At 67.6% G+C, this 23,427-nt stretch carries 27 protein-coding genes; 20 read left to right on the top strand and 7 right to left on the bottom strand.

Annotation, left to right across the window (positions count from 1 at the left end; genetic code table 11):
• The first annotated feature begins 29 nt into the window (after positions 1-29).
• From A5740_RS06375 to A5740_RS06350, 6 genes are read left to right on the top strand one after another with little or no spacing between them, the layout of a single operon-like run.
• Positions 30-1,079: an alpha/beta fold hydrolase gene (locus A5740_RS06375; RefSeq protein ID WP_076192429.1), complete on the top strand. Its 1,050-nt coding sequence runs from the start codon at positions 30-32 to the stop codon at positions 1,077-1,079.
• Positions 1,072-1,539 (top strand): tRNA (adenosine(37)-N6)-threonylcarbamoyltransferase complex ATPase subunit type 1 TsaE, encoded by a 468-nt coding sequence (tsaE, locus tag A5740_RS06370; protein ID WP_076192427.1) that lies wholly within the window; start codon positions 1,072-1,074, stop codon positions 1,537-1,539. The genes A5740_RS06375 and tsaE overlap by 8 nt, the downstream gene beginning before the upstream one ends.
• Entirely contained in the window at positions 1,536-2,168 is a 633-nt protein-coding gene (gene tsaB / locus A5740_RS06365) for a tRNA (adenosine(37)-N6)-threonylcarbamoyltransferase complex dimerization subunit type 1 TsaB (protein ID WP_076192426.1), read from the top strand. The genes tsaE and tsaB overlap by 4 nt, the downstream gene beginning before the upstream one ends.
• Positions 2,165-2,626 (top strand): ribosomal protein S18-alanine N-acetyltransferase, encoded by a 462-nt coding sequence (gene rimI, locus A5740_RS06360; RefSeq protein WP_076192424.1) that lies wholly within the window; start codon positions 2,165-2,167, stop codon positions 2,624-2,626. The genes tsaB and rimI overlap by 4 nt, the downstream gene beginning before the upstream one ends.
• Positions 2,623-3,645, top strand: coding sequence for a tRNA (adenosine(37)-N6)-threonylcarbamoyltransferase complex transferase subunit TsaD (tsaD, locus tag A5740_RS06355; RefSeq protein ID WP_076192423.1), 1,023 nt, complete (start codon positions 2,623-2,625; stop codon positions 3,643-3,645). Before rimI ends, tsaD begins: the two co-directional genes overlap by 4 nt.
• Positions 3,646-3,647: 2 nt before the next feature.
• Complete coding sequence (locus A5740_RS06350) at positions 3,648-4,106, top strand: nuclear transport factor 2 family protein (RefSeq protein WP_371454726.1); 459 nt, start codon at positions 3,648-3,650, stop codon at positions 4,104-4,106.
• 46 nt (positions 4,107-4,152) lie between these two features.
• On the opposite strand, the gene A5740_RS06345 is transcribed toward A5740_RS06350, so the two are convergent.
• Positions 4,153-5,445: an HNH endonuclease signature motif containing protein gene (locus tag A5740_RS06345; protein ID WP_076192421.1), complete on the bottom strand. Its 1,293-nt coding sequence runs from the start codon at positions 5,443-5,445 to the stop codon at positions 4,153-4,155.
• A 216-nt stretch (positions 5,446-5,661) separates the two neighbouring features.
• On the opposite strand from A5740_RS06345, the gene groES reads away from it, so the two are divergent.
• Together groES and groL are read left to right on the top strand one after the other, a co-directional pair.
• A complete protein-coding gene (gene groES / locus A5740_RS06340; RefSeq protein WP_036390082.1) occupies positions 5,662-5,964 on the top strand; it encodes a co-chaperone GroES in 303 nt (100 codons plus the stop codon).
• Between the two features lie 96 nt (positions 5,965-6,060).
• Entirely contained in the window at positions 6,061-7,680 is a 1,620-nt protein-coding gene (gene groL / locus A5740_RS06335; protein WP_076192419.1) for a chaperonin GroEL, read from the top strand.
• Between the two features lie 84 nt (positions 7,681-7,764).
• On the opposite strand, the gene A5740_RS06330 is transcribed toward groL, so the two are convergent.
• Positions 7,765-8,304, bottom strand: coding sequence for a hypothetical protein (locus A5740_RS06330; RefSeq protein WP_254849093.1), 540 nt, complete (start codon positions 8,302-8,304; stop codon positions 7,765-7,767).
• Positions 8,305-8,392: 88 nt separating this feature from the next.
• Positions 8,393-9,133, bottom strand: a complete 741-nt coding sequence (locus tag A5740_RS06325) for a hypothetical protein (protein ID WP_139334972.1) — start codon at positions 9,131-9,133, stop codon at positions 8,393-8,395.
• Between A5740_RS06325 and A5740_RS06320 the strand changes: the two genes are divergently transcribed.
• The 5 genes from A5740_RS06320 to A5740_RS06305 all read left to right on the top strand — a co-directional run bounded on the left by A5740_RS06320 (position 9,132) and on the right by A5740_RS06305 (position 13,638).
• The gene (locus A5740_RS06320) at positions 9,132-9,476 is read left to right on the top strand and encodes a hypothetical protein (protein WP_139334971.1); all 345 of its coding nucleotides are present in this window, start codon (positions 9,132-9,134) and stop codon (positions 9,474-9,476) included. The two genes, A5740_RS06325 and A5740_RS06320, sit on opposite strands and share 2 nt — an antisense overlap.
• Positions 9,477-9,542: 66 nt before the next feature.
• A complete protein-coding gene (locus A5740_RS28705; RefSeq protein ID WP_175616180.1) occupies positions 9,543-9,689 on the top strand; it encodes a hypothetical protein in 147 nt (48 codons plus the stop codon).
• A 371-nt stretch (positions 9,690-10,060) separates the two neighbouring features.
• The gene (locus tag A5740_RS06315) at positions 10,061-11,506 is read left to right on the top strand and encodes an FAD-binding oxidoreductase (RefSeq protein ID WP_076192415.1); all 1,446 of its coding nucleotides are present in this window, start codon (positions 10,061-10,063) and stop codon (positions 11,504-11,506) included.
• Between the two features lie 51 nt (positions 11,507-11,557).
• A complete protein-coding gene (locus A5740_RS06310) occupies positions 11,558-12,592 on the top strand; it encodes a zinc-dependent alcohol dehydrogenase family protein (protein ID WP_076192413.1) in 1,035 nt (344 codons plus the stop codon).
• Between the two features lie 71 nt (positions 12,593-12,663).
• A complete protein-coding gene (locus A5740_RS06305) occupies positions 12,664-13,638 on the top strand; it encodes an SDR family oxidoreductase (protein WP_076192411.1) in 975 nt (324 codons plus the stop codon).
• A gap of 13 nt (positions 13,639-13,651) precedes the next feature.
• On the opposite strand, the gene A5740_RS06300 is transcribed toward A5740_RS06305, so the two are convergent.
• Together A5740_RS06300 and A5740_RS06295 are read right to left on the bottom strand one after the other, a co-directional pair.
• Complete coding sequence (locus A5740_RS06300; protein WP_139334970.1) at positions 13,652-14,083, bottom strand: OsmC family protein; 432 nt, start codon at positions 14,081-14,083, stop codon at positions 13,652-13,654.
• Positions 14,084-14,142: 59 nt separating this feature from the next.
• Entirely contained in the window at positions 14,143-15,018 is an 876-nt protein-coding gene (locus A5740_RS06295) for a sigma-70 family RNA polymerase sigma factor (protein WP_076192409.1), read from the bottom strand.
• A gap of 76 nt (positions 15,019-15,094) precedes the next feature.
• Between A5740_RS06295 and A5740_RS06290 the strand changes: the two genes are divergently transcribed.
• Positions 15,095-15,457 carry a DoxX family protein gene (locus A5740_RS06290; RefSeq protein ID WP_076192407.1) on the top strand — a complete coding sequence of 121 codons (363 nt, stop codon included), beginning with the start codon at positions 15,095-15,097 and terminating at the stop codon, positions 15,455-15,457.
• 78 nt (positions 15,458-15,535) lie between these two features.
• On the opposite strand, the gene A5740_RS06285 is transcribed toward A5740_RS06290, so the two are convergent.
• On the bottom strand, positions 15,536-15,826 hold the full coding sequence (locus tag A5740_RS06285) for a WhiB family transcriptional regulator (RefSeq protein WP_076192854.1): 291 nt from the start codon (positions 15,824-15,826) through the stop codon (positions 15,536-15,538).
• Between the two features lie 436 nt (positions 15,827-16,262).
• On the opposite strand from A5740_RS06285, the gene A5740_RS06280 reads away from it, so the two are divergent.
• The 3 genes from A5740_RS06280 to A5740_RS06270 all read left to right on the top strand — a co-directional run bounded on the left by A5740_RS06280 (position 16,263) and on the right by A5740_RS06270 (position 18,913).
• The gene (locus tag A5740_RS06280) at positions 16,263-17,060 is read left to right on the top strand and encodes a hypothetical protein (RefSeq protein ID WP_076192406.1); all 798 of its coding nucleotides are present in this window, start codon (positions 16,263-16,265) and stop codon (positions 17,058-17,060) included.
• A gap of 100 nt (positions 17,061-17,160) precedes the next feature.
• A complete protein-coding gene (locus A5740_RS06275; protein WP_076192404.1) occupies positions 17,161-17,739 on the top strand; it encodes a sigma-70 family RNA polymerase sigma factor in 579 nt (192 codons plus the stop codon).
• On the top strand, positions 17,732-18,913 hold the full coding sequence (locus A5740_RS06270; protein ID WP_076192402.1) for an anti-sigma-D factor RsdA: 1,182 nt from the start codon (positions 17,732-17,734) through the stop codon (positions 18,911-18,913). Before A5740_RS06275 ends, A5740_RS06270 begins: the two co-directional genes overlap by 8 nt.
• Here A5740_RS06270 and A5740_RS06265 read toward each other — a convergent pair.
• Positions 18,904-19,308 (bottom strand): DUF5319 domain-containing protein, encoded by a 405-nt coding sequence (locus tag A5740_RS06265; RefSeq protein WP_003882245.1) that lies wholly within the window; start codon positions 19,306-19,308, stop codon positions 18,904-18,906. The genes A5740_RS06270 and A5740_RS06265 overlap by 10 nt on opposite strands.
• 146 nt (positions 19,309-19,454) lie before the next feature.
• On the opposite strand from A5740_RS06265, the gene guaB reads away from it, so the two are divergent.
• The 3 genes from guaB to A5740_RS06250 form a co-directional block, all read left to right on the top strand.
• Positions 19,455-20,996, top strand: coding sequence for an IMP dehydrogenase (gene guaB, locus A5740_RS06260; protein ID WP_076192401.1), 1,542 nt, complete (start codon positions 19,455-19,457; stop codon positions 20,994-20,996).
• Positions 20,997-21,034: 38 nt separating this feature from the next.
• Positions 21,035-22,171, top strand: coding sequence for a GuaB3 family IMP dehydrogenase-related protein (locus tag A5740_RS06255; RefSeq protein WP_175616193.1), 1,137 nt, complete (start codon positions 21,035-21,037; stop codon positions 22,169-22,171).
• Positions 22,172-22,339: 168 nt separating this feature from the next.
• Positions 22,340-23,427: GMC family oxidoreductase N-terminal domain-containing protein (locus tag A5740_RS06250; RefSeq protein ID WP_139334969.1), on the top strand; the 1,088-nt coding region annotated here is incomplete at its 3' end.

Below are 23,427 nucleotides of genomic sequence, written 5' to 3'. Positions count from 1 at the left end.
ATGCCCCCTGGCTGGCCGGCGTGGCCGGGATGACGGCTGTCGGAACGGTGGCCGGCAGGTCGGTGGCACGGTCGCTGACGCGGCGCAGCACGGGTGAAGATCCCTATTGGGGTGAGGATTTCGAACGTCTCGACGCCGACCGCAGTTCGGTGGTGACCACCGAGGACGGCGTGCCGCTGGCGGTGCGGGAAGTCGGCCCGAACGACGCGCCCCTCACGGTGGTGTTCGCCCACGGCTTCTGTCTACGCATGGGCGCTTTCTACTTTCAGCGCACGCGGCTGGCCGAACAGTGGGGCTCGCAGGTGCGGATGGTGTTCTACGACCAGCGGGGCCACGGACAGTCCGGGGCCGCACCGCCGGAGACCTACACCGTGGAACAACTGGGTCGGGATCTGGAAGCGGTTCTGGCCGTGACGGTTCCGCGCGGTCCGGCGGTGCTCGTCGGTCATTCGATGGGCGGCATGACGGTGCTTTCGCATGCCCGGCAGTTCAGCCACCGCTATCCGAAACAGATCGTCGGTGCCGCGGTGATCTCCTCGGCGGCCGAAGGGGTGGCCCGCTCGCCGCTGGGTGAGATCCTGCGTAACCCGGCGCTGGAGGCGGTGCGGTTTCTGGCCCGATACGCGCCCGGCGCCGTGCATCACACCCGCGGTGCGGCCCGCTCGGTGATCGGGCCGATCCTGCGCGCGGCCTCCTACGGGGATGAGGCCGTCAGCCCGAGTGTGGTCGAGTTCTCGCAACGGATGATGCACGGCACCTCGATCACCACCCTGGTCGAATTCCTGCACGCCCTCGAGGTTCACGACGAGGCCGCGGCAGTGTCAGTGCTGGCCAAGGTGCCGACACTGATCGCCTGCGGTGATCGTGACCTGCTCACCCCAATGGAATACTCAAAGGCCATGGCCGCACAGCTACCCCGCGCCGAACTGGTGATCGTCGGGGGAGCGGGTCATCTGGTCCAGCTGGAGGAGCCCGTGGTGATCGACGACGCACTGGTCCGTCTCGTGGAGCGGGCCACGCCGTCCAAACTGGTCAGCCTCGGCCGACGGGTGCGCGATCGGGTCCGGTTCCGTGGCTGAGCGCAGCGCCGGGACGGCCCAGCCGGCCACCGCGGAGGACATGATCGCGCTGGGCGCCACGCTGGGTGCCGGGTTGACGGCCGGCGACGTCGTGGTGTTGTCCGGCCCGCTGGGCGCCGGCAAGACCGTGATGGCCAAGGGCATCGCGGCGGCCATGGATGTCGACGGTCCGGTGGTTTCACCGACGTTCGTGCTGGCCCGGGTGCACCGCGCCCGCCGGCCCGGCCGTCCGGCGATGGTGCACGTGGACATGTACCGGCTGCTCGACCATCCCGGCGTGGACCTGTTGGGAGAACTCGATGCCCTCGACCTCGACACCGACCTCGACGACGCCGTGGTGGTCGTCGAATGGGGGGAGGGGCTGGCTGAACGCCTCTCCGACCATCATCTGGACATTCGCATCGAACGGAACACCGAGACCGAGACCCGCACGGTGATCTGGCAGTGGAGCACCCCATGAACGTGTTGACCATCGACACCGCGACCCCGGCGGTCAGTGCCGGTGTGGTCCGTCGCGCCGCGGACGGCTCCGTGCACACGCTGGCCGAGCGGGTCACCGTGGACGCGCGCGCCCACGCCGAGCAGCTCACCCCCAACGTGCTCGCCGCGGTGGCCGACGCCGGGATCACCGTCTCCGATCTCGACGCTGTGGTTGTCGGGTGCGGGCCGGGGCCGTTCACCGGGCTTCGGGTCGGAATGGCCAGCGCGGCGGCCTTCGCCCACGCCCTGGGCGTCCCGGTGCATGGGGTGTGCAGCCTGGACGCCATCGGTGTTCACACCGACGGCGAGGTGCTGGTGGTCACCGACGCGCGTCGCCGCGAGGTGTACTGGGCGCGCTACCGCGACGGCATCCGGGTGGACGGTCCGGCCGTCAACGCCCCCGCCGATGTTGCGCTGGACGGCTCGGTGGCTGCAGTCGCGGGTTCGCCCGATCATGCCGCGCTGTTCACGCTGCCCCGCCTGGAGATCGTCTACCCGACCCCGGCGGGCCTGGTCCGTGCCGTCACCGATTGGGCTGACCCGCAGCCGCTGGTGCCGCTGTATCTGCGTCGTCCAGACGCCAAACCTTCTGCGGCAGTGCGGAAATGATCGATCTGGACGCCATGACCAACGCCGACGCCGTGCGGTGTGCCGAGCTGGAGGCCCAGCTGTTCCCCGGCGACGATCCCTGGCCGGCCCGGGCCTTCCTGGCCGAGCTGGCCGCAAAACACAACCGCTACACCGCGGCCCGCAGCGACGGACTGTTGGTCGGCTACGCCGGCATCGCCCGGCTGGGCCGCATGCGTCCGTATGAGTACGAAATCCACACCATCGGCGTCGACCCCGATTACCAGGGGCAGGGCATCGGACGCCGGTTACTCGACGACATGCTCGAGTTCGCTTCCGGTGGGACGGTTTTCCTGGAAGTCCGCACCGACAACGAGGCTGCCATCGGGCTGTACGAGAGCGCCGGATTCGTCAACATCGGTCTACGTAAGCGGTATTACCGGGTCAGCGGAGCTGACGCCTACACCATGCAACGCCTTCCCCAAGGGGGCCTGACGTGATCATTTTGGCCATCGAAAGTTCTTGTGACGAAACCGGAGTCGGCATTGCCGAGCTCGCCGACGACGGAACGATAACGCTTCTCGCCGACGAAGTCGCCTCCAGCGTGGACGAACACGCGCGCTACGGCGGCGTCGTGCCCGAGATCGCCTCGCGCGCACACCTGGAAGCACTCGGCCCGACGATGCGCCGCGCCCTGACCGCCGCCGGTGTCGAGCGGCCCGACGTCGTGGCCGCCACCATCGGCCCCGGGCTGGCCGGGGCGCTGCTGGTCGGAGTGGCCGCCGCCAAGGCGTATGCGGCCGGCTGGAACGTGCCCTTCTACGGCGTCAACCACCTGGGCGGGCATCTGGCCGCCGATGTCTACGACCATGGGCCGCTGCCCGAGAGTGTGGGTCTGCTCGTCTCCGGTGGGCACACCCATCTGCTGCACGTCCGGTCACTGGGCGAGCCGATCATCGAGTTGGGCAGCACCGTCGACGACGCCGCCGGCGAGGCCTACGACAAGGTGGCCCGGCTGCTCGGACTCGGCTATCCCGGCGGACGGGTGCTCGACGAGCTGGCCCGCACCGGTGACCGTGACGCCATCGTCTTTCCGCGCGGGATGACCGGCCCGCGGGATGACCCGTACGTGTTCAGCTTCTCGGGACTGAAGACCGCGGTGGCGCGGTATGTAGAGGCCCATCCCGAGGCGTCGCAGGCGGATGTGGCGGCCGGTTTCCAAGAAGCCGTCGCCGACGTGCTGACCGCCAAGGCCGTGCGTGCCGCCTCCGATCTCGGGGTGTCCACCCTGCTGATCGCCGGTGGGGTGGCGGCCAACTCCCGGCTGCGCGAACTTGCCGAAGAGCGTTGTGCGGCAACGGGTCTGACGTTGCGGGTGCCGCGGCCGCGGCTGTGCACCGACAACGGCGCGATGATCGCCTCCTTTGCCGCACACCTGATCGCCGCCGGGGCAGATCCATCGCCGTTGGATGCGGCCAGTGATCCCGGCCTGCCGGTGGTCCGGGGACAGGTGGCGTGAGCGTGAGCTCGCCGGCCGAAAAGCTGGCCGACAAGCTGGCCGCCAAGCTGGAGATCACCGAGCTGCTGTATCGCTATGCCGAGCTGATCGACGCCGGTGACTTCGACGGGGTGGGGGAGTTGCTCGGTCGAGGCACATTCATGGAGGTGGCCGGCGCGTCGGGCATCGCCGACTTGTTCGCCGCGACCACCCGCCGGTATCCCGAACACGGCAACCGCACCCGGACCCGCCACTTGGTGCTCAACCCGATCATCGACGTCGACGTCGATGGTGCCGTGGCCCGCGCGCGTTCGACATTCTGTGTGGTGCAGAACACCGAGAATGTGCCACTGCAGCCCATCGTCGTCGGCCGTTACGCCGATTCCTTCGCGCGTGACGAACAGGGCTGGTACTTCACCGAGCGCAGGGTCGATGTGGAGATGGTCGGGGACGTGTCCGAGCATTTGAACATCGCGCTATAGGGAAGCGTTACGAAAAGGCGTTGGGAAAAGTCGGGATGGCGATCCGCTACGCGGCAGCGTGCAGCCTCACGACGTGGATGTCGCTGGTCAACACCCGGGCCCCGGTCGGCAGCGGCGGGGCGCTACTTCGATAGGTCCGGCCGGTCGGTGTGGTGACCTCGGTGGTGTGCCGGCCGTATCGGTCATAGACGGTCGTGGTCTGCCAGTCCGGGGATTCCTTGGCGTAATTGCATCTCTCGCAGAGTCCTTCCCCGTTACCGACGCACGTCGCGCCACCATCGGCGTGCCGGGTGATGTGGTCGATGTGCCGTATCGGGGCGTCGCAGTAGGGAGTGCGGCACGTCTGGTCACGCATTTTGATGAGCCAGCGCAGACCCTTGGGGAACGTGCGGGCCTTTGAGTCCATGGCCACCAGGTTGCCGGTGCGGGGATTGGCGTACAGGCGGCGAACCGCGGCCTCGGCCTGGGGATCGAGCACGGCGGCCCAGGTCATCCGCCGGGCCACCTCCGCCGGGATCGGGCCGTATCCGTCGAGAATCGCGGGTTCGTCTCCCTGGGCCAGCAAGCTCTCGTCCGACACCACCAGATTGAGGTTCACCGAGACCGCGGCGCCGACCTCACGGCCGGTGACGCGCCGATAGAAGGCGTCGGCCATCAACTGACCCCGGCCCTCGCATCCCTTTCCGGCGGCAACCGTCGCCGCGGCGGCCGCGGCCGCCTCCACTTGCAGTGCCTCGTAGGCCGCGCGGCCTTCGGCGGCCGTCAGCAGGGCAGTCACGTACGCCATGCCGTGCGGAGCGGGACGCAGTGTGACCGTGCGGTCGGACTGATGACGGCTGATGCGGTCCATGACGGCGTCGTGGTCGAGCCGGAAGGCGACCCGACCGGCTTCAGCAGCGACCTTCGCATTCCCGAGCCCATCCAGCTTTGCCGGGTCGGCGCACAGTTCGACGTCCATCGCCCGACGATCTGCTGGTGACAGGCAGTCGGCATGTTCGGTGATGATCATCGCCCGCGCCTCGGTAAGGACGCCGGACTCCAGCGCCGCCAGGGTGTGGGGCATGTCGTCGACGAGGATTCGGGACATCTTCAGATACTTGGCCCCATGCCACGGCGAGGCCTTGCGGGCCAGGCCGACCTCAGAAGCCAGGCCTCGGCCGCGCTGCGCCGCCGGGACGCCGTCGGCGGCCTCACGTGCACGACGCTTGGCGTTGAGCATTGCCGTCACCCGGGCCTGCCGGGCCGCGATGCTTGAGGTGGCGCGGTGCATCGCGGCGAGCTGATCGGCCAACGCCTCTTCGGTGGCGTCGGGATCGATCGCGAAGCACGCTTCGAACATACGTTCGATGATAGCCCCGGATCGTGTAGCGGCGCAATAACCAGATGCCACCCTTGAGTGCTAGCACTCGCATGTATAGAGTGCTAGGTGGCACGCGGCCAACCCCAGCGCCGGCACCCGCGACGACGGAGCGAGGGGACGGACGCATGCCGAACACCTGGTAACCGGCATCTGGGGATCCCCCCGGATCCACACCCAAACAAGTGGAGGGCTTCCATCGTGGCAGTCAACATCAAGCCACTCGAGGACAAGATCCTCGTTCAGGCCAATGCGGCCGAGACCACGACCGCTTCCGGTCTGGTCATCCCGGACACCGCCAAGGAAAAGCCGCAGGAAGGCACCGTCGTCGCAGTTGGCCCCGGCCGCTGGGATGAGGATGGCGAGAAGCGGATCCCCCTGGACGTTGCCGAGGGCGACACCGTCATCTACAGCAAGTACGGCGGCACCGAGATCAAGTACAACGGCGAGGAGTACCTGATCCTGTCGGCCCGCGACGTGCTGGCTGTCGTCGCTAAGTAAGCACCTGTGTCCCGCCCCGGAGATCCCCGTGTCCGCACGGGTGGTTTCCGGGGCGGTATGCGTTGATGCCTCGATAGGTAGTCAAGAAAGAGACTTATGAGCAAGCAGATTGAATTCAACGAAACTGCGCGCCGGGCCATGGAAGCCGGGGTCGACAAGCTCGCCGACGCCGTCAAGGTGACGTTGGGCCCGCGTGGTCGCAACGTCGTGCTGGCCAAGGCTTTCGGTGGCCCGCAGGTCACCAACGACGGTGTCACCATCGCCCGCGAGATCGACCTGGAAGACCCGTTCGAGAACCTGGGCGCGCAGCTGGTCAAGTCGGTGGCCACCAAGACCAACGACGTCGCCGGCGACGGCACCACCACCGCCACTGTGCTGGCACAGGCACTGGTCAAGGCCGGCCTGCGCAACGTGGCCGCCGGTGCCAACCCCATCGCGCTGGGCCTGGGCATCGGCAAGGCTGCCGACGCCGTATCGGAGGCCCTGCTGGCCGCGGCCACCCCGGTGTCGGATCAGACCGCCATCGGCCAGGTCGCCACCGTGTCCTCGCGCGACGAGCAGATCGGTGCGCTCGTCGGTGAGGCCATGACCAAGGTCGGCCATGACGGCGTCGTCACCATCGAGGAGTCCTCGACGCTGAGCACCGAGCTCGAGGTCACCGAGGGTGTCGGCTTCGACAAGGGCTTCATCTCGGCCTACTTCGTCAACGACTTCGACTCGCAGGAAGCGGTGCTCGAGGACGCGCTGGTGTTGCTGCACCGCGACAAGATCAGCTCACTGCCCGACCTGCTGCCACTGCTGGAGAAGGTCGCCGAGAGTGGCAAGCCGTTGCTGATCATCGCCGAGGACGTCGAGGGCGAGGCGCTGTCCACGCTCGTCGTCAACGCGATCCGCAAGACGCTCAAGGCCGTTGCGGTCAAGGCACCGTTCTTCGGCGATCGTCGCAAGGCGTTCCTGGAGGATCTGGCCATCGTCACCGGCGGCCAGCTGGTCAACCCCGACGTGGGCCTGGCGCTGCGCGAGGTCGGTCTGGACGTGCTCGGCTCGGCGCGTCGTGTCGTGGTGTCCAAGGACAGCACCGTGATCGTCGACGGTGGCGGCTCCAAGGACGCCGTCGACGGCCGGGTCAAGCAGCTCAAGGCCGAGATCGAGACCACCGATTCGGACTGGGATCGCGAGAAGCTGCAGGAGCGGCTGGCCAAGCTGGCCGGCGGCGTCGCGGTGCTCAAGGTCGGCGCGGCCACCGAGACCGACCTGAAGAAGCGAAAGGAAGCTGTCGAGGACGCCGTCGCGGCGGCCAAGGCCGCTGTCGAGGAGGGCATCGTCACCGGTGGTGGCAGTGCACTCGTTCAGGCCCGCGCGGCCCTCGACACACTGCGCGGTGAGCTCAAGGGTGACGAGGCCCTCGGCGTCGGCGTGTTCGCCTCTGCGCTGTCGGCCCCGCTGTACTGGATCGCCACCAACGCCGGCCTGGACGGCTCGGTCGTGGTGAACAAGGTCAGCGAGCTTCCCAACGGGCAGGGCTTCAACGCCGCCACGCTGTCCTACGGCGACCTGGTCGCCGAGGGGATCGTGGATCCGGCCAAGGTGACCCGCTCCGCGGTGCTCAACGCTGCTTCGGTGGCGCGGATGATCCTGACGACCGAGACGGCCGTCGTGGACAAGCCGGCCGAGGAAGATGACCACGCCGGTCATCACCACGGCCACGCGCACTAGAAGTAGCCAGCTCACACGAGAACACCCCCGGCCCACCAGGCCGGGGGTGTTTTGTTTCGGCGCGGTGGTTTCGGGCTCGCCTGGTCAGCCGGCGGCCGCGCCAAGCTGAGCCGTCGGCTGAATCGACACCAACCGGAACGCGTCCGGTCGGGCCTCGTCAACGGTGAAGCGGACGACCAGAGTGCCGGGAGGAAACTTGGTGGCCAGGTCATTGAGAGTTCTGGGCAGGAACACCCGAGCCTTGGCATTGCCGTACCAGTTGGGGGCCGACGGCGAGGTGTCGAGGTTGGCAACCCTGTCGATCGATTCGTTCCACTGCTGGACCGGATCCGGCGCAGTGCCGCCGAATCCCTCGGATTTCAGATAGGCGTCCGCTTGCCCGGCCAGGGTGATCGCGGGCCCGCCCGCCACCGGCGACCCGGTGATCGTGCCATCGACCACATCAGCCGTGACCGATGCGAGCCGCGCTGTGCAGACGTCGTCGACGACGTCGGCCGGCGCACAGAAACCGGGCAGGGGAGTCGAATGCGCCGGCGCGCTGCTCAGCACGGCGGCAACGGGAAGCAGCGCCGCGCCGGCACCGACACGGAGAACGGCCATCGCCCAGCGGCGGTCGTTCGGCATCGCGGTGTCCCTCCTGCAGATGCGGTGGCCCTTCAGGTCGATCACGAACTGTATGTCGGATTTTGCGCCGCGGGAGTTACCGACCGTCTCACGCGACGAGTCGTGGCCGTTCGTGCCGGACCGAGTTGGCGGCACGGCCAGTGCGCGAATGCACGGCAACGAGCGAGCCCGCCCGCACCACCCCGATCGGTCCGGGCCGAGCAAAGCGCGCCAATTCCGTTGTGCGCAACGTAATTCCCCACTTCGCCTGGCGGTAACCGATCCGCACACCAGTGACACCCGCGGCGAACAGGCCGCCGAGCCCCGGCAACGCGGTCGAGATCAGCGCCCACAGGGACATCGCGACAAGGGCGGTGACCGCTTTCTCGATCGGCGTGGTCTTCGTGGTGTCGGGGTGCGTCGTGTCAGCGAGCACCGAGGCGGCGGGCTGCAACATCGAGCTCAACGACACGATCTCGTCGAGGCTGAAATTGAACCGCAGGGCATCGGCGGCAATCGGCGAGCCAACCGCCGGTAACGGCGAACGGGACTTGATCTTCTGCAGCAGGGTGACGATCGAGTGGTACGGAAGCGTACTCAGGGACTCCACGGCGCTGACGGCTCCGGCGGCCCACGGGAAGGTGAACATGGAGCGGATCTCAGTCGCCAGTTGGATGACGACATCGACAGTCGTCGTCGCCAGCATCCGCAGGAACTCGACGATGGCCTGTCCGATCTCCGGTGTCGCGGCCGGCGTGACCGGCTGTTCTGTCGCCGCATTCGAGGTTGCGGTCGGCTCTGCTTCAGCTGCCGGGGCCGCGGCGTCAGGGCTCGCCGCCGAGCTCGACATGGTGTCAGCGTGCGATGCCGGTTCGGCCGTGTTCTGGGTGGCCGACTGCGGTGATGATGCGGCCGATGACGCTGGAGCCGTGGGCGATGACGATTCGACGGTGCTCGAGCCGCTGGAGCTTCCCTCGCTGGCTGAGGAGGCGCTGTCAGACGAGGCGGTCTTGGGAGCGACGGGCGTCGGGAGATCGGCGAGAGAGTCGAGATTCAAGGTTGTCGGAATCGGCGTACTCGTACCGCCGGTGCCGCTGGACAACTCTGTCGCCTGCGACGATGCCGATTTGGTGGCGCTCGGCCCATCGGAAGTGCTCGACGTGTTTCCGCCGCTGACCCCGGTGTTCGTTTGAGCGGACACGGTCGAACGGGGCCGGTCGTTCCCGCCGACAGCACTGCCGGTACTGCCGGTACTGGAGATGCTCGTCGTCGTCGTTGTGTGCTGCGTGGTGGTGACCGTGGTGGAACTCTCGGACGACGTCGTCGCAGTGCTGTTCGTGCTGTTGGCGTTCGTGCTGTTGGTGTTTGTGGTGCTGTTCTCGCTGCCCGAACTGCCGCTGCTCTGACTCGAACCTGACGTAGATTCACCGTCCGCACGCGCCAAAGGCGCCATGTCAGTGGCAGTACTCACCACGAGTCCGGCTGACAGCAAGCACGCACCCGCGATCAGGTGTACACGTGTCGAACTCACGGTCTCCTCGCAGTGGAAGTCGTTCGCCTAGACCACTGGCAGCCGGAGAGCAAGTGTGATGTAGCTAACAGCAGTGCCCAATTCTGAATCCGGGGCGAGAAGCGTGTCAATAGGTGTGCAGATGTTTTTCTCGCAGGTCAACAGGGTCAAGATCACTTGCATGGTGCAGATTCGATACCCGACCGATACCGCGACACGTCGTCAGGCGCCGCGGGTCGACCGATCCGGTCGCCCACAATTTCGGACATGACGGAACCGCGCGGGGTCTCGCGTCAGACGTTTTTGCGCGGTGCGGTCGGGGCGCTGGCCGCCGGGATCGTCCTCGGCACCAACCGCGCCGGCGCCGAACCCGCCACGTCCGGGTGGGGCGAGCTGTCGGCAGCCATCAGGGGACAGGTGCTCCTGCCGGACAACGGCAACCAGTTCGATTCGGCCAAGAGCGTTTTCAACACCAACTTCAACGGACTGGCGCCGGCGGCCGTCGTCACCCCGACGTCGGCGGTGGAGGTGCAGAAAGCGATGGCCTTTGCCGCCGCGCACAACCTCAAGGTCGCCCCGCGCGGCGGCGGCCATTCGTATGTGGGTGCCTCGACCGCGAACGGCACGATGGTCCTCGACCTGCGCCAGCTGCCCGGCGACATCGAGTACGACGCGTCCACCGGCCACGTCACGGTGACGCCGGCGACGCATCTGTATGCCATCCACCAGGCGCTGGCCGCCGCCGGTCGCGGAATCCCGACCGGGACCTGTCCGACGGTCGGGGCGGCCGGGCACGCGCTGGGCGGCGGGTTGGGCGCCCAGTCCCGGCACGCGGGCTTGATGTGTGACCAACTGGTGTCGGCGACGGTGGTGCTGCCCGGCGGCGGGGCCCTCACGGCGTCGGCCCACGAGAATCCCGATCTGTACTGGGCCTTGCGCGGGGGAGGAGGCGGCAACTTCGGGGTGACGACGGCGTTGACCTTCGCCACCTTCCCGATCGGCGACGTGGATGTCGTCGGCGCGCATTTCCCGCTGGAGGCGTTCCCGCAGGTGCTGCTCGGGTGGCAGAACTGGCTGCGCACCGCCGACCGCAGCAGTTGGGCCCTGGCCGACACCATCACCGACCCGGCGGGCGCGCACTGCCGCATCCTGGCCACCTGCCCGGCGGGCGCCGGGGACAGCGTCGCAGCCGCCGTCGTCAAAGCCGTGGGACTGCAGCCCGCCTCGACCGAGCGGCGCACGTTCAACTACCTGGACCTGGTGAAGTTCCTGGCCGCCGACAATCTCAACCCGTCACCGCTCGGCTATGTCGGTGGCTCGGACGTGTTCGGTTCGATCACGCCGGCCGTTGCCCAGGGAATCGCCGCGGCATTCAACGCTTTTCCCGCGGGAGCCGGCCGGCCGTTGGTGATCATGCATACACTCGACGGTGCTCTCGCCACGGTCGGGCCGGGGGACTCTGCCTTTCCATGGCGGCGGCAGTCTGCTCTGGTCCAGTGGTATGTGGAGACTTCCGGTTCCCCTGCAGCGGCGGCCAACTGGCTCAACACCGCGCATCAAGCCGTGGCACCATATTCCGTCGGCGGCTACGTGAACTATCTCGAGGCCGGTCAACCTGCATCGCGGTACTTCGGCGCCAACCTCGCTCGGTTGGCGGCCACCCGGCAGAAATACGACCCGGGGCGAATCATGTTCTCGGGCCTAAACTTTTGACGTAGGGCCTAAAGAGGTCTACCGGGCATACGGACGAGCGAAGGAAACGGCATGCGAGCAACCGTGATGTACGAGGCCGGCGACGTACGCGTCGAAGAGGTGCCCGACGCGACCTTGAAGGAACCGACGGACGCCATCGTGCGCGTCACGCGCGCATGTATCTGTGGCAGTGATCTGTGGCCGTACCAGTCCATGCCTCACACCGACCGCGGGCGACGAATGGGGCACGAGTTCATCGGCATCGTCGAGGATGTCGGCACGGACGTCTCGGGACTCGAACGCGGCGATCTGGTGGTGGCGCCGTTCGTGTGGGCCGACAACACCTGCGACTTCTGTCAGGAGGGGTTGCAGACGTCGTGCCGGCACGGCGGCGGGTGGGGCGCGCCCGGCGTCGACGCAGGCCAGGGGGAGGCGGTACGCGTCCCGCAGGCTCAGGGCACTCTCGTCAAGCTGCCGGTGGCGGCGGATTCGGCGCTCATGCCTTCACTGCTGACCCTGTCCGACGTGTTCTGCACCGGCCACCACGGCGTGGTGACCGCTCACGTCAGGCCCGGATCATCGGTCACCGTGATCGGTGACGGCGCGGTGGGGTTGTGCGCAGTGCTGGCCGCCAAGCGGTTGGGCGCCGAGCAGATCATCCTCAACGGCCGCCACACCGCCCGGACCGACCTCGGGCGTGAGTTCGGCGCCACCGACGTCGTGGCCGAACGCGGTGACGAAGCCGTCGAGAAGATCCGAGAACTGACCGGTGGTGACGGCACGCCGGCGGTGATCGAATGCGTCGGGACCGAGTCGTCGCTCGCCACCGCGCTGGACGCGGTCCGCGCCGGCGGACGGGTCAGCCGGTTGGGAGTGTCCCAATACACCCAGGTCCCAATGGGTTTCGGCACCTTCTTCCGCAATGTCACCCTCACCGGCGGTGTCGCACCTGCCCGCGCCTACATCGAGGAACTCATGCCCGACGTCCTCGACGGCACCATCGAACCGGGGCGCGTCTTCGACCGCACGATCGGACTCGACGAGACGCCCGACGGTTACCGCGCCATGGCCGATCGCGAGGCACTCAAGGTGTTGATCGAGCCGTGACGCGCGTCGCCGTGTGATGCATCGATGCCTACGGCCCGCATAACCGGGCACCGAATGGGTAGACGCCTCGAATGTCGAACCATCATGAGCGTCTGCGAGTCGTCATCACCGGTGCCTCGAGCGGAATCGGACAGGCCACCGCTGAACGCTTCGCGGGTCGCGGCGCCCGGCTGGTCTTGGGCGCGCGCAATGTCGAGGCGCTCCAGACAGTGGCGAACCGCTGTAAGGCCGCCGGAGGCGACGCCACCGCTGTCCACACCGACGTGACCGCCATCGACTCGGTTCGCGCTCTCGCCGACGCAGCGATGTCAGAACTCGGCGGTATCGACGTCTGGGTGAGCAATGCCGGAGTGGGCGCCGTCGGGCGATACGAAGACACTCCGATGGAATCACACGACCGGGTGGTGCGTACCAATCTGATCGGGCACATGAACGACGCTCACGCGGTGCTACCGATCTTTCTGAAACAGCACTACGGCACATTCGTCAACATGATTTCGCTCGGCGGTTTCGCTGCCGCCCCATTCGCCGTCGCTTACAGCGCAAGCAAATTCGGCCTGCGCGGCTTCACCGAAGCGGTACGGGCCGAGGTCGCCGACCACCCGGATATCCACATCTGTGATGTCTATCCCGGTTTCGTCGACACTCCGGGCCTGCGGCACGGGGCCAACTATGTCGGCCGCCGAATCACCGCCCCTCCGCCGGTCATCGGCCCGGTGCGAGTGGCGGCAGCCATCGTGCGACTGACCGACAAACCGAAGCCCACCACCATGGTCGGTGCGACGAGTGTTCTGACCCGCGGCATGCACGCGATCAGTCCGGCGATGACATCACGCGCGATGCTGCGCCTGATGACGTTGTATTTCAGGCGGGCCGAACGAGTGCCGACCGGCGACGGCAATCTGTTCGAGCCGTCCACGGATGCCGCGGTGATCGAGGGCGGTTTGCGGTCACCGAAGCAACGGGCAGTGGCCGGGGTCGCCGTCGGATCCGTCATCGGCGCACTGGGTCTGGCGGCTCGCAAACGGTCTGGCCACCGCGCCTAGGTATCAGAACGGTTCACCTCTGGGTCGTGGAGATGTGAATTTCCGAGGTCAGCGTCAGATGTACGGGGCACCGCTCTGCGATGTCCATCAACCGTTGTCGTTGCTCGTCGTCGAGGTCACCGATCAACTCGATCTCTCGGTCGATGTGGTCGATCATCCCCTTGGTGGTCTCGCAATCAGCGCAGTCTTTCGCATGGATTCGTGAGTGCCGCAACGTCACCCGTACATGCTCGAGCGGCCAGCCCTTCCGGTTGGCGTACATCCGCACCGTCATCGACGTACACGCACCGAGCCCGGCCAGCACCAGGTCATACGGATTCGGGCCGGCGTCGTCACCAACCGGCGCGGGCTCGTCGGCGATGAGGCGATGGTTGCCGACGGTGATCTCCTGGGTGTAGGTCCCGGAGCCGGTCTCCGTCACGGTCACGTCTGTTGTCATGTCCATGAGTTTCGACGAGGTGACCCAGAACTGCGTCGAAATCGGCGATGTCCGTCGTCGAGAACTCAGTGGGCCAATGTCACGTCAACTGCCGCCAATCGGTCCGGGTCGCCGATGATGTCGATGGTGTGTATCCGGCCATCGCGGATGTCAAGGCGCAGCAGAGTTTTGAGCTCGCCCGCCGGTGCGATGACGATGCCGGCGGCCCCGTCGAGCACCGCGACCTGGCCGCCACGGGCGACCGCGGCGAACATCTTGGACTCTTCGACGAACTCGCGCGCACCGCGCAGTTCGGAGGGAATGTGCGCTCCGACGAGAACTCGGTCGACACGACGCACCACGTCGGGGTCGAGGATTCTCAGTAGCGTGTCCAGATCACCGTGCTGTGACGCCGCGAGGAACGCCCGCGCGATCTCGAGGTGTTGGGCTGTGGGGCGGGCGGTGGTCGGCGCACCGTGAATCCGCTCCCGGGCCCGGCTCGCCAGTTTCTTGGCCGCGGCGGGGGTGCGGTCCAGCAGGGCGGCAATGTCGTCGAAGGGCACGGCGAACGCGTCGTGCAAGACGAATGCCACACGCTGGGCGGGGGAGAGCCGGTCGAGCACCACGAGCATGGCCCGCCCCACCGACTCGGCCATCGCCACCTGCTCGTCGGCCGCCGGCACGGTGTTCTCCGGAAGCAGGGCGTCGCCGCCGAGCACCTCGGCACGCCGCTTGCGTTCGCGGAGCCGGTCGAGGCATTCCCGCGCGGTCACCGTGGTGAACCACGCGGTCGGATTGGTCACGCCGTCAATGCCACGCCGGCTCACCTTCAGCCAGGCGGCCTGAACCGCGTCGTCAGCGTCGTGCACCGAACCGAGCAGCCGGAAGGCGACCGCGCGCAAGTGCCGGCGGTCCGCTTCGAATTGGTCGGCCAACGCAGCCAGGGCCTGTCGCTCATTCATCGCGTCACCTTTCGGGCTCGGCAAGCGTCATCAAGGTGAACCACCACCACGAACCCACCGAACACTGGAGACGACAATGACCCTACAACTCGGCCTGATCGCCACGGTGATCATCGCGATCACCATCGCGGCCAATGCGGCAATGGCGCTCGCTGACCTTGCCGGGGCCCGATTCGTGCTGGCCAACTCGGCGGAGGTCGGCGTCCCGCGGACCTGGGTGTCGACGCTCGGTCTACTCAAGGGCGCGGGCGCTGCCGGCCTGCTCGTCGGCGTGGTGGCGTTCCCACCGATCGGCCTTGCCGCGGCCGTCGGGCTGACCGCGTTCTTCATCGGCGCCCTCGTCACCCATGTCCGCGCGGGGGTGTATCACAACATCGCCTTTCCGGCGGCGTTCCTCGTGCTCGCGATGCTGTCGCTGGCGGCCTTCGCCACGGCGTGACCCCGTCGCGGGACGGACCCGCCCGAAGGCCCCATCCCGCAACGCAGGATGGGGCCCAGGGAACGTTTGCTGGAACAGTCAGGCGCTACGGCGGATGCCGCGCTTGAGCAAGAGCTCGCGTTCGGATTCACTCAGCCCGCCCCAGATGCCGTACGGCTCACCGACGGCCAGCGCATGAGTGCGGCACTGGGTGATCACCGGGCAGCTGCGGCACATCTCCTTGGCCCGCATCTCCCGCTGGGCACGAGCGCGTCCGCGTTCACCATCGGGGTGAAAAAACACCGACGAATCGACACCACGGCAAAGTCCTTGCATTTGCCAATCCCAGATATCCGCATTAGGGCCGGGAAGTTGCTGCGGTTGCGGCATGTGGAAAACCCCTCTCTGCTCGCCCATTTCGTCAAAATGGGCGGGTGTGAGTCGGTGGAATCGATCCGAGCTCGGGTCGCCGGTGACCGCTCGTGCACACAAACTAGGGGGGCTCAATAAAGCGCGTCAATAGCCGTCGGGTGTGCGAAAGGACATAACCGCAGGTCCAGAATTTACATCACGTTCATCGTTGTGATGCCTCGGGTGAGACGCCGGTGATAGCGATCCTGGCGTTCCGTCCGCATTTGTGCTGTTCATGTCGGCAGGTGCGACATACTCGATTTCGCCCGTTCGTCAGATTGTTGACGTGCCATTAACACCTGGGACATCAATTGTTAACTGATGGCCTTCGTAAAATTCAAATTACCGGTATCGGGTGAGCGTCGGGTTCCCCGCGAGTTCGCAATACCGGCGGTATTGATAACGTCGCCACCCGATGACCACAATCGCCGACCCCGCCACCGTGCTGGCCGAGGCGGCCTTCGGTGCCGACCCGGGTCGCTGGCCGCTGCCGGCTGCGATGACGCCGCACGAGCGATGGCTGCGCGCGGTCGCCGCCGGCGGTCAAGGCCGGTACGGCTGCGCCCTCACCGAGCTGGCGGTGATCACCCGAAGCCCGGACGGCGGCCCATTGGTGTCGTTGGCGCACAGCACGCGGGCGTCGTTCCTTCGTCAACTCGGCGGGCACGCCCGCGCCCGTGGAGCCGACGGTCTGGCGTGGTCGCACCGCGGTGACGATGACGAGGCCGCCGCCGACGCACTCGTCGGCCTTGCCGCCGATGCTCTCGGCCTGGGCCGGTTCGCCCTGTCGGCCCGGATGCTGGAGCGGGCCCGGGCGGTCGACACGGCCGCGACCCCGCGACAGCGGATCCGGTTGTCGTGGGTGAGCGCCGAACTGGGGATGGCGCGCGGTGATGGCGCCGAGGCCGTGGAACATGCCCGCCGCGGTGTCGCGGCGGCCGCCGAGCACGGCTCGACGCGCCACGCGGTGAAATCGGATGTCGTACTGGCCGCGGCGCTGTGCAGCGCCGGTGAACTCGACGCCGCGCGGCAGGTGGCCGACAGTGCGTTGGCGGCCACCGAGAAATTCGGGCTGGTGCCGTTGCGCTGGGCGTTGTCCTGCCTGCTGGCCGACATCGGCAGTACTGCATGCGACGCTGCCCAAATCAGCCGGATTCGCGACCTCAGCGCCGATACAGTGCGTCGCAGAGGTGGAGTGTGGTCCGGCGCCTGATCTGGCACCGGCCGGATCCCACCTCATCGATCGTTATTGTTTAGCTCGACCATGCCACCGAGAGTGTCGGTGCAACGTAACGCTGGAGAGATCGCCCACGATGACAAGTTCGGGAGACCGTCTCGACATTGTCGTTGCTGAGGCAGTGGCTGGTGATCGGAACGCGCTCCAGGAAGTGCTGGAGATCATTCGGCCGATCGTCGTCCGTTACGTGCGGGCGAGGATCGGGGCAACCGAGCGCAGTGGTCTCTCGGCTGATGACGTTGCGCAGGAGGTGTGCTTGGCCGCCATTACGGCGCTGCCGCGCTACAAAGATCAGGGACGCCCGTTCCTGGCCTTTGTCTACGGCATCGCTGCGCACAAGGTTGCTGACGCGCACCGCGCGGCGGCCAGGAACCGTGCCGAGCCCACGGACGTGGTGCCCGAGCGGTTCTCTCTCGACGCCGGGCCCGAACAGTCCGCTCTGGACTCCGAGTCCTCCCAACGAATGGCCCGGCTGCTGTCCGTGCTGCCCGAGAAGCAGCGGGAGATCCTGATCCTTCGCGTCGTGGTCGGCATGAGCGCCGAGGAGACCGCCGAAGCCGTCGGCAGCACCGCGGGTGCGGTGCGTGTCGCCCAGCACCGCGCGCTGGCGCGGCTGAAGACCGAGATCATGGCGACGGGACGTGACCATGCCTGACTTCGGCCGCTGGACCTCGAACGGTGGTGATCCGTCTCTGAACGAGATCAACCGGTCCGAACGCTTCATCGAGGCGCTCTCACTGGAGCGTCAGGTCTATGCCACCGACCGTGAGGAAGCCGAGCTGGCGGTCCTGCTGGCGGGCTGGCGAGACGATGCGCGCCGCGCGCCGATGTCGGGCATCGCGACACCACGCGAGGCGGTCACCGCGCTCAACAAGGCCACCGCCCACGGCCGGGTACGACACTTCCCGATGGCGTTGGTCGGTTCGATGGCGGCCGCGGTGTTGTGCCTGGGCGGGTTCGGCGCGGCGGTGTACGGCGCCGGGCCCGGCGACGCGCTGTACGGGGTGCGCGGCATGTTCTTCGGCTCCGAGCCGGTGAAGCGCGATGTCGGCATCGATCTGGCCTCCAGCGAGCTCAAGCAGGTGCAGCAACTGATCGACGAAGGGCAGTGGGAGCAGGCTCAGCAGAAGTTGCAGACCATCACCACCACGGTGGCCACCGTCGACGACGAGCAGCGCAAGCAAGAGCTCGTCGACCGGTGGCAGCAGCTGTCGGTCCAGGTGGAAAACCGCGACCCCAACGCGACCGTGCCACCCGATGCGCCACCGGTGGTGCTGCCCGAGGTGACGGCGACGACGACGCCGTCGTCCCCGGCCGAGAGCACGTCAGGGGAGTCCCCGACGTCGGGCACCGAATCGACATCTGAGCCCACGACGCCGACGTCGAGTTCGAGTGCCTCGGAATCCGCCACGTCATCACCGGCACCAGCGGAGACGGCGACGTCACAACCCACCACCGCACAACCGTCCTCGACGGCGGCCCCGACTCCGAGTTCGACCCCGAGCAGCGCTGCGCCGACGACGAGTGCCCCGCCCTCACCGACCTCGGCGGCTCCGGCGACGCGTACGTCGTCAGCACCGACCACGTCAGCGGCCCCGGCGGCCGAGGTGCCGCCGGCGCCGGCGACGACGACGGTCACGCTCGAGGTGGCACCGACGTCGGTGCCATCGGCACCGCCGCGCGCCACGACTCCACCGGAGACCGGTGGTGGTGCGAATCACGAGAGCCCGGCAGCCGGGCAGGGTGAACGCGGGCAGGGCCAACAGGGTGCGGCGGCGCCGGGAGCGGAGCTGCCGTTGGTGCCGGGGCTAGGCGGTTCTCAGCGGTAGCCGTCGGTGTCCGAGGTGGCCTCGTTGAGGGAGGCATCGGCATAGCCGCGGCAGTAGTCCCATGTCACGTAGGCGTCGGGTTCGGGATCGTAGGCCGGCTCGTGCGGGCGGACCGTACCGTCGACGAGCAGCTGCAGCAGGTTGGCCCGGAGCATGTCCCAGTCGTGGTAGTGGTCCTGCTGGCATTCGTCACAGCACACCACGAGGCCGCGGATTCCCTTGTGCGCCAACAGTGCTTCGTACACCGCGAGATCGGCGAGATCTGCCTCGACAGCCGTCCGTTCCTGGGGGTCCAGCGGCTGGCCCGGCTCGATGGCGTCCAGCGCGGCCGAAGGATCGCAGGGATCGTCGGCAAACGGGTCGGGCGGCAAACCAGGGGGGAGGTGGTCACGCACGGGTCCCACACTACGCAGCCGCACAGGTATCGCGCCAGCCGTCCTGATGTGCGCCCTGAGGTGCGGGGAGCGGCAACATCACTGTCAATATCCGAGCCGATAGAATTGGTTCACACGCCCCACGCCTGCCACTGGAGGCCCCACCCATGTCGATCGCTGAAAGCAGCGTTCCCATCGCCGTACCGGTGCCGACCGGCGGCGACGATCCCACCAAGATCGCGATGCTCGGTCTCACCTTTGATGACGTTCTGCTGCTGCCTGCCGCTTCCGACGTGGTCCCGGCCACCGCCGATACCTCCAGCCAGCTGACGCGCAACATCCGGTTGCGGGTGCCTCTGGTGAGTTCGGCGATGGACACCGTCACCGAATCGCGGATGGCCATCGCGATGGCCCGCGCCGGCGGCATGGGGGTGCTGCACCGCAACCTTCCGGCCGCCGAACAGGCCGCACAGGTCGAGACCGTGAAGCGCTCGGAGGCCGGGATGGTCACCGATCCGGTCACCTGCTCTCCGTCCGACACCCTGGGCGAGGTCGACGCGATGTGCGCCCGGTTCCGCATCTCCGGGCTGCCGGTGGTCGACGACGGTGGGCAGCTGGTCGGGATCATCACCAACCGCGACATGCGCTTCGAAGTGGACGAGAACAAGCCCGTCGCCGAGGTGATGACCAAGACGCCGCTGATCACCGCGCAAGAAGGCGTGTCGGCCGAGGCCGCGCTGGGCCTGTTGCGCCGCCACAAGATCGAGAAGCTGCCGATCGTCGACGGGCACGGCAAGCTCACCGGCCTGATCACGGTCAAGGACTTCGTCAAGACCGAGCAGTTCCCGCTGGCCACCAAGGACCGCGACGGCCGGCTCCTGGTCGGCGCCGCGGTCGGTGTCGGGGAGGATGCCTGGGCGCGGGCCATGATGCTGGCCGACGCCGGTGTGGACGTGCTGATCGTCGACACCGCCCACGCCCACAACCGCGGTGTGCTCGACATGGTGGCCCGGTTGAAGAAGACGGTGGGCGATCGCGTCGAGGTGGTCGGCGGCAACGTCGCCACCCGCGCGGCGGCCGCCGCACTGGTGGCTGCCGGTGCCGACGCGGTCAAGGTTGGGGTCGGCCCCGGCTCGATCTGCACCACCCGCGTGGTGGCCGGCGTGGGTGCCCCGCAGATCACCGCGATCCTCGAAGCCGTCGCAGCCTGCAAGCCCTACGGTGTCCCGGTGATCGCCGACGGCGGTCTGCAGTACTCCGGCGACATCGCCAAGGCGCTGGCGGCCGGAGCCTCCACGGCCATGCTGGGCTCGCTGCTGGCCGGCACCGCCGAATCGCCCGGCGATCTGATCTTCGTCAACGGCAAACAGTTCAAGAGCTACCGCGGCATGGGCTCGCTGGGTGCGATGCAGGGCCGTGGCGGCGGCAAGTCCTATTCCAAGGACCGCTACTTCCAGGACGACGTGCTCTCCGAAGACAAGCTGGTGCCCGAGGGCATCGAGGGACGGGTGCCGTTCCGCGGCCCGCTGGGCACCGTGATCCATCAGCTCACCGGCGGTTTGCGCGCGGCCATGGGCTACACCGGCTCGGCCTCCATCGAGCAGTTGCAGCAGGCGCAGTTCGTCCAGATCACGGCGGCCGGGTTGAAGGAGAGCCACCCGCACGACATCACCATGACGGTCGAGGCCCCCAACTACTACACCCGCTGACTCGGTGGGGCAGGAGAACATAGACAGTCATGCGCGACATGGTTGAAATCGGCATGGGCCGGACCGCCCGCCGCACCTACGAGCTCGACGACGTCACGATCGTGCCGTCGCGGCGCACCCGCTCGTCCAAGGACGTCTCGACGGCCTGGCAGCTCGATGCCTACCGCTTCGAGGTTCCCGTCGTCGCCCATCCCACCGATGCGCTGGTGTCGGTGGAGTTCGCGATCGAGATGGGGCGGCTCGGCGGGCTCGGGGTGCTCAACGGCGAGGGCCTGATCGGCCGGCACGCCGACGTCGAGGAGAAGATCGCTCAGGTCACCGAAGCTGCGGCGAAGGCCGACGACGATTCCACTGCGATCCGGCTGTTGCAGGAATTGCATTCCGCCCCACTGGATCCGGAGCTTCTCGGGGCGGCGGTGGCGCGTATCCGCGAGGCCGGGGTGACCACCGCGGTGCGGGTCAGCCCGCAGAACGCGCAGGCGTTGACCCCGACGCTGGTGGCCGCCGGCATCGACCTGCTGGTCATTCAGGGCACCATCATCTCTGCCGAGCGCGTCGCGCAAGATCACGGGGGCGGCGACCCGCTCAACTTGAAGACGTTCATCTCCGAGCTCGACGTGCCGGTGGTGGCCGGCGGCGTGCTCGACCATCGCACCGCGCTGCACCTGATGCGCACCGGGGCGGCCGGCGTGATCGTCGGCTACGGTTCCACCTCCGGGGTGACCACGAGCGACGAGGTGCTCGGCATCAGCGTGCCGATGGCCACCGCGATCGCCGACGCAGCCGCTGCGCGTCGCGAGTATCTCGACGAGACCGGCGGCCGGTACGTGCACGTGCTGGCCGACGGTGACATCCACACCTCGGGCGACCTGGCCAAGGCGATCGCCTGTGGCGCGGACGCCGTGGTGCTGGGCACGCCGCTGGCGGTGGCTGCCGAAGCGCAGGGCGGCGGCTGGTTTTGGCCGGCGGCTGCCGCGCATCCGTCGTTGCCGCGCGGGGCGCTGCTGCAGGTCGCCCTCGACGAGCGGCCCGGGCTGGAGCAGGTGCTCACCGGACCGTCCGACGATCCGTTCGGCTCGCTGAACCTGGTCGGGGGCCTGCGTCGGTCGATGGCCAAGGCGGGCTACTGCGATCTCAAGGAATTCCAGAAGGTGGGGCTCTCGGTCGGCTCGTGAGGCCGCCGGTCTCTCTGCCTCTTCTCTGCGCCGTTTTCCACCGCAGGGTGGTGGTCCGGTGCGAAGTGCCGCCCTCACGTCGAAAACGAGGGCAGACCGAACCGAAGTTCTTTACAAGTTAGGGCCTCCTGTCTAGAAGTTACCTGTCGGTAGCGTCATACTGGGAGCATGCAGCCTGACTATGACGTCTTGGTGATCGGTTCGGGATTCGGCGGCAGCGTCAGTGCGCTGCGGCTCACCGAGAAGGGCTACCAGGTCGGGGTACTCGAAGCCGGCCGTCGGTTCGCCGACGCCGACTTCGCCAAGACCTCCTGGGACCTGCGCAAGTTCCTGTGGGCGCCGAAGCTCGGCATGTACGGCATCCAGCGCATCCATCTGCTGCGCAACTGCATGATCCTGGCCGGGGCGGGCGTCGGCGGCGGCTCGCTGAACTACGCCAACACGCTCTACGTGCCCCCTGCACCGTTCTTCAACGATCCGCAGTGGAAGGACATCACCGACTGGCGCGAAGAGTTGATGCCGCATTACGACCAGGCGCAGCGGATGCTCGGCGTGGTCACCAACCCGACATTCACCGACGCCGACCGGGTGATGAAAGAAGTCGCCGACGACATGGGTTGTGGCGACACGTTCGTGCCCACCCCGGTCGGGGTCTTCTTCGGACCCGACGGCGAGAAGACGCCCGGCAAGGTCGTGCCCGACCCGTTCTTCGGCGGTGCCGGGCCGTCCCGCACCGGGTGCCTGGAGTGCGGCGAATGTATGACCGGGTGTCGGCACGGGGCGAAGAACACGCTCGTCAAGAACTACCTCGGACTCGCGGAATCGGCCGGCGCCCAAGTGCATCCGATGACCACGGTGACCAGCTTCGGGCAGCGCTCCGACGGCCTGTGGGAGGTCACCACGGTCCGCACCGGCAGCAAGCTGCGGCGTAAGCGCAAGACGTTCACCGCGACGCATCTGATCCTGGCCGCGGGCACCTACAACACTCAGAAGCTGCTGTTCAAGATGCGCGATCTGGGAAGACTGGAGAAGTTGTCGGCCAAGCTCGGGGTCCTCACCCGGACCAATTCCGAGTCGATCGTCGGCGCGGGCCGGCTGTCGGTGGCTCCCGATCTGGATCTCACTCACGGTGTGGCGATCACCTCGTCGATCCACCCGACTGCCGACACCCACGTCGAACCGGTGCGGTACGGCAAGGGGTCCAATGCCATGGGTCTGCTGCAGACCCTGATGACCGACGGCGCCGGACCGCAGGG

The organism is Mycobacterium sp. GA-1841, from assembly GCF_001954135.1.
In the GTDB taxonomy this organism is placed as follows: Bacteria; Actinomycetota; Actinomycetes; order Mycobacteriales; family Mycobacteriaceae; genus Mycobacterium.
This window is presented reverse-complemented; position numbering and strand designations above follow the sequence as displayed.

Coding starts and splice junctions, on each gene's coding strand:
- A5740_RS06320 (WP_139334971.1), top strand. CDS start 9,132: ATGGTGTCAGCGTGCGATGCCGGTTCGGCCGTGTTCTGGGTGGCCGAC.
- A5740_RS06315 (WP_076192415.1), top strand. CDS start 10,061: ATGACGGAACCGCGCGGGGTCTCGCGTCAGACGTTTTTGCGCGGTGCG.
- A5740_RS28705 (WP_175616180.1), top strand. CDS start 9,543: ATGCTCGTCGTCGTCGTTGTGTGCTGCGTGGTGGTGACCGTGGTGGAA.
- A5740_RS06345 (WP_076192421.1), bottom strand. CDS start 5,445: ATGTTCGAAGCGTGCTTCGCGATCGATCCCGACGCCACCGAAGAGGCG.
- A5740_RS06305 (WP_076192411.1), top strand. CDS start 12,664: ATGTCGAACCATCATGAGCGTCTGCGAGTCGTCATCACCGGTGCCTCG.
- A5740_RS06290 (WP_076192407.1), top strand. CDS start 15,095: ATGACCCTACAACTCGGCCTGATCGCCACGGTGATCATCGCGATCACC.
- A5740_RS06375 (WP_076192429.1), top strand. CDS start 30: ATGACGGCTGTCGGAACGGTGGCCGGCAGGTCGGTGGCACGGTCGCTG.
- tsaB (WP_076192426.1), top strand. CDS start 1,536: ATGAACGTGTTGACCATCGACACCGCGACCCCGGCGGTCAGTGCCGGT.
- A5740_RS06310 (WP_076192413.1), top strand. CDS start 11,558: ATGCGAGCAACCGTGATGTACGAGGCCGGCGACGTACGCGTCGAAGAG.
- rimI (WP_076192424.1), top strand. CDS start 2,165: ATGATCGATCTGGACGCCATGACCAACGCCGACGCCGTGCGGTGTGCC.
- A5740_RS06285 (WP_076192854.1), bottom strand. CDS start 15,826: ATGCCGCAACCGCAGCAACTTCCCGGCCCTAATGCGGATATCTGGGAT.
- groL (WP_076192419.1), top strand. CDS start 6,061: ATGAGCAAGCAGATTGAATTCAACGAAACTGCGCGCCGGGCCATGGAA.
- A5740_RS06325 (WP_139334972.1), bottom strand. CDS start 9,133: ATGTCGAGCTCGGCGGCGAGCCCTGACGCCGCGGCCCCGGCAGCTGAA.
- guaB (WP_076192401.1), top strand. CDS start 19,455: ATGTCGATCGCTGAAAGCAGCGTTCCCATCGCCGTACCGGTGCCGACC.
- A5740_RS06280 (WP_076192406.1), top strand. CDS start 16,263: ATGACCACAATCGCCGACCCCGCCACCGTGCTGGCCGAGGCGGCCTTC.
- A5740_RS06270 (WP_076192402.1), top strand. CDS start 17,732: ATGCCTGACTTCGGCCGCTGGACCTCGAACGGTGGTGATCCGTCTCTG.
- A5740_RS06330 (WP_254849093.1), bottom strand. CDS start 8,304: ATGCCGAACGACCGCCGCTGGGCGATGGCCGTTCTCCGTGTCGGTGCC.
- A5740_RS06295 (WP_076192409.1), bottom strand. CDS start 15,018: ATGAATGAGCGACAGGCCCTGGCTGCGTTGGCCGACCAATTCGAAGCG.
- A5740_RS06300 (WP_139334970.1), bottom strand. CDS start 14,083: ATGGACATGACAACAGACGTGACCGTGACGGAGACCGGCTCCGGGACC.
- A5740_RS06275 (WP_076192404.1), top strand. CDS start 17,161: ATGACAAGTTCGGGAGACCGTCTCGACATTGTCGTTGCTGAGGCAGTG.
- A5740_RS06255 (WP_175616193.1), top strand. CDS start 21,035: ATGGTTGAAATCGGCATGGGCCGGACCGCCCGCCGCACCTACGAGCTC.